Source organism: Peribacillus sp. P4_D6 (assembly GCF_056401795.1).
Genome location: NZ_JBFUIQ010000241.1, coordinates 1 through 3,370, shown reverse-complemented (window position 1 = coordinate 3,370; position 3,370 = coordinate 1). Strand labels below are relative to the sequence as shown.

Here is a 3,370-nt window from a genome sequence, read left to right as displayed (position 1 = left end):
AGGTGAATTCACTAGAAGTTAACGCTTCAGGACAATTAGATTTAAATGTATTGTTGGGCTTAAAAGAAGGAAATCCAGGTTTTAACGAAGTGGATGTTCAATTCACAGTGGATAGTGAAGCAGACGATAAACAACTTGAAGAATTAGTTTCAAAAGCAATGGAAATTTCTCCTGTAAGAAATTCACTAGAAAGAAATGTCCAAGTAAATTCAACTTTTAAACGTAATAAGTAAAAAGCTATATGACAGTACCGATCTTAGTTTACCTTGTATAACTAACTTTAAAAGAACGTAGATATTACGCGACATGTTCCATGCGTAATGTCTACGTTCTCATACGTTACAGATAGAATTGGGAACGCGAGAGGAGGAAAGAACCATTATGTCAGAAGTTAACACAAGTATTAACAGATGGAGGGCTCTATTTTGGATTGCGTTGGCGGAACTATTTGCCCTCAGTTTATGGTTTAGCGCTTCAGCTGTTCTTCCCCAATTAGAACGTCAATGGGGAATGAGTGCAACAGAAGGGTCATGGATGACTACATCCGTACAGATAGGGTTCATAGTTGGAGCCATTTGTTCTGCTTTTCTAGGTTTGGCAGACCGTTATAACCCAAGAAAAATATTTGCTATTGCCTGTATATTCGGAGCTGTCATCAATAGTTTATTTACTTTAAGCTCTGGAATGGCAATGGGATTAAGTTTACGTTTTCTAACAGGAATGACTATGGCAGGTGTTTATCCTACTGCCGTGAAACTACTCTCTAATTGGTTTCAAGATAGACGAGGATTTGGCGTTGGAATTCTAATTGCAGCTCTTACATTAGGTTCTTCATTGCCACACCTATTTAATTTATTCATTCCGAATGTCAGCTGGAAGATATTAATGCTGGTCAGCTCTTTATTAGCATTAGTCGCAGCTGGTATTATGAAGTGGGTTCTTCCGGATGCTCCGACATCTAAAGAAGAGGCAGCTACCGTGTCGATGAATACACTCAAATATATCTTAAAAGATCGCCCCATAATGTTAGTTAACTATGGATATTTTGGTCACATGTGGGAATTGTATGCTATGTGGACATGGCTTCCATATTTCTTAACAGCTAGCTTTAAAGCATCCTTAGAGGGGACAGCTCTACAAGAGGCCAGTACGTTATTCGCATTTTTAACAATTGGAATTTCAGGGGCTATTGGTTCGATATTAGGTGGATTATATGCTGATAAAATTGGAAAAGCACGCCTTTCTATGATTGCCATGATTGTTAGTGCCGTATCTTCTATATGTATCGGACTTACCTTTGGTCTTTCTATATGGATTACAGTTAGTGTAGCAATCATTTGGGGGATATCAGTTGTTGCAGATTCGGCACAATTTTCAGCAATGGTTGCTGATTTCGCAAAATCAGGATGTGTAGGAACTGCCTTGACATTACAAATGGCTATAGGTTTTCTTATTACTGTTTTTTCTATATATTTGATTCCGGTCTTTGAAGATATCTTAGGGTGGAGATGGGCATTTTCAATCCTTGCGATCGGTCCTAGTCTAGGAGTTTTGGCAATGATTTCACTTATTCGTTATAAACATTGAACGATAAACTCATTTTGTATTTTTAACATGGTTTTCTTCCCTTGATGTTATTTTCAGCTTCAATATGTGTGAAGTATTTCATTAGTCTGCTAAATAGTTTATTTATTACCTACAATTGGCGCAAAGGTGAGGAATTATATGAGTAAAATCACAAAGCATAGACGTAGGTCTAATGTAATAAAAATTTTTTCCAATGAGTACTTAGGAAATGATTGGGGGATTTATTGCAGCATATGCCTTAAAAACCGTATTAATTCCAAACAATGTATCTGATGGGAGTGTGACGGGGCTTAGTATTGTTGGTTCAGAACTAGATTACCATTAGGAATTCTAATTGCATTTATAAACCTTCCTTTAATCTGGTTAGGATATCAACAAATGGTAAATGTTGCGCGGTTTATTCAATTATCGGAATAGCTTCATTGGCTTTTGGTACAAGCCTCATGCACCATACCCCAGCGATTATTGAAGGGGATACATTATTAGTCACCGTTGTGGGTGGTAGTATCCTCGGTTTTGGGATGGGGTTAGCATAACGAAATGGCGTAGCATTAGATGGAATTGATATCTTAGCTGTACTGCTTTCTCGAAAATTACCGTTTGGGACAAGTGACCTCATTCTTTTCTTAAACATTTTTGTAGTTATTTTCGGTTCAACCGCATTCCGTCTACAAGTGGCGATTCTTTCAGCAATTTCTTATTTTATTGCTTCTAAAGTGGTTCACATCGTTGAAATAGGTTTAAGTGGCTCTAAAACCTTTTAAAATTATTACAACTCAACCCGAATTAATGGCGGAGACTATACGTGATCGCTTGGGTCGAAGTGCAACATAAAGCAAACCGTTAATTGAATAGGAACAGCTTAGCTTGTGCCACTTATTTTTAAGACCATTCTTGTTATTATTCCACGGATAAGCGTAGAAGATTCATGGGAATTATGGGGTTTGTAATTATGTTCGCATCAGCTGTTGGATCAAAAGAATCAGGCTTGATTTTAAAAACTTAAAACATGGCACTTGATTTTCTGGATTTCACTACGATTATCGATTAGTGTTTGGTGTATTCTTTATGCAAAAGGTAAACAGAACCAACATAGCCGAGAAAAGTAGTTTTGGTAAAGGAGGGTGAATGTTGATGGACAATCAGTTACTTACGGAAACTGGTTATAATGCGTTGAAGAAAGAATTACATTATTTAAAGGAAAAAAGATGGAAAGAGGTTAGTAAAAAAGTTCAAGAGAGCAGAAATTTTTGTGATTTTAAAAAAGATCCTGAGTATCAAATTTCAGTGGATGAATTCGCAACAATTAATAAGAAAATAATTGATTTGGAATACATTATAAAGCAAGCAAAAATAATTAAAAATACAAATAAACGAGAAGTAGGGATTGGATCAATTGTCACTGTTAAAGAAGTGACAGAAGAATTTGAAATGCAGCTTAAAATTGTGAGTTCCGCAGAATCATATCTATCTGAAAACTATATATCCGATAAGTCTCCAATCGGCAAAAGTCTAATTGGTCACAAATTAAATGATAATGTAGTAGTCTTGACCCCTTCTGGAATGATGCATTTATTAATCACTGAAATACAGTGATTATGGAGGTTGAAAACTGGAGAGTCAACCAGCCTGCAGAGTAGGGATTTTGGTCGATTGGAGCCCTAATTAACAATGGAGCTCTACGTCCATTGTGCTTTGTAATAAGAATGTAAATATCGGTCGTATTATTTTGAAGATAAAGGGTTGCATTTTTAAAAAAAGCATGCTATTATAAGTCTGTACC

Annotated in this window: 3 protein-coding genes and 1 pseudogene; all 4 read left to right on the top strand. The window is 36.3% G+C overall.

The features are described from left to right. Positions 1-233: OsmC family protein (locus tag AC1DVB_RS26140; protein WP_477590982.1), on the top strand; the 233-nt coding region annotated here is incomplete at its 5' end. Between the two features lie 148 nt (positions 234-381). After that, positions 382-1,587, top strand: coding sequence for an MFS transporter (locus tag AC1DVB_RS26135; RefSeq protein ID WP_477591700.1), 1,206 nt, complete (start codon positions 382-384; stop codon positions 1,585-1,587). 138 nt (positions 1,588-1,725) lie between these two features. Then, positions 1,726-2,418: pseudogene (locus AC1DVB_RS26130) on the top strand (YitT family protein); the annotation flags it as partial. Positions 2,419-2,721: 303 nt separating this feature from the next. Beyond that, entirely contained in the window at positions 2,722-3,183 is a 462-nt protein-coding gene (locus AC1DVB_RS26125) for a GreA/GreB family elongation factor (RefSeq protein ID WP_477591698.1), read from the top strand. Positions 3,184-3,370: the final 187 nt, after the last annotated feature.

What these genes read in the sequence shown, in the direction of transcription:
- AC1DVB_RS26135 (WP_477591700.1), top strand. Translation starts at nt 382, where the DNA reads ATGTCAGAAGTTAACACAAGTATTAACAGATGGAGGGCTCTATTTTGG.
- AC1DVB_RS26125 (WP_477591698.1), top strand. Translation starts at nt 2,722, where the DNA reads ATGGACAATCAGTTACTTACGGAAACTGGTTATAATGCGTTGAAGAAA.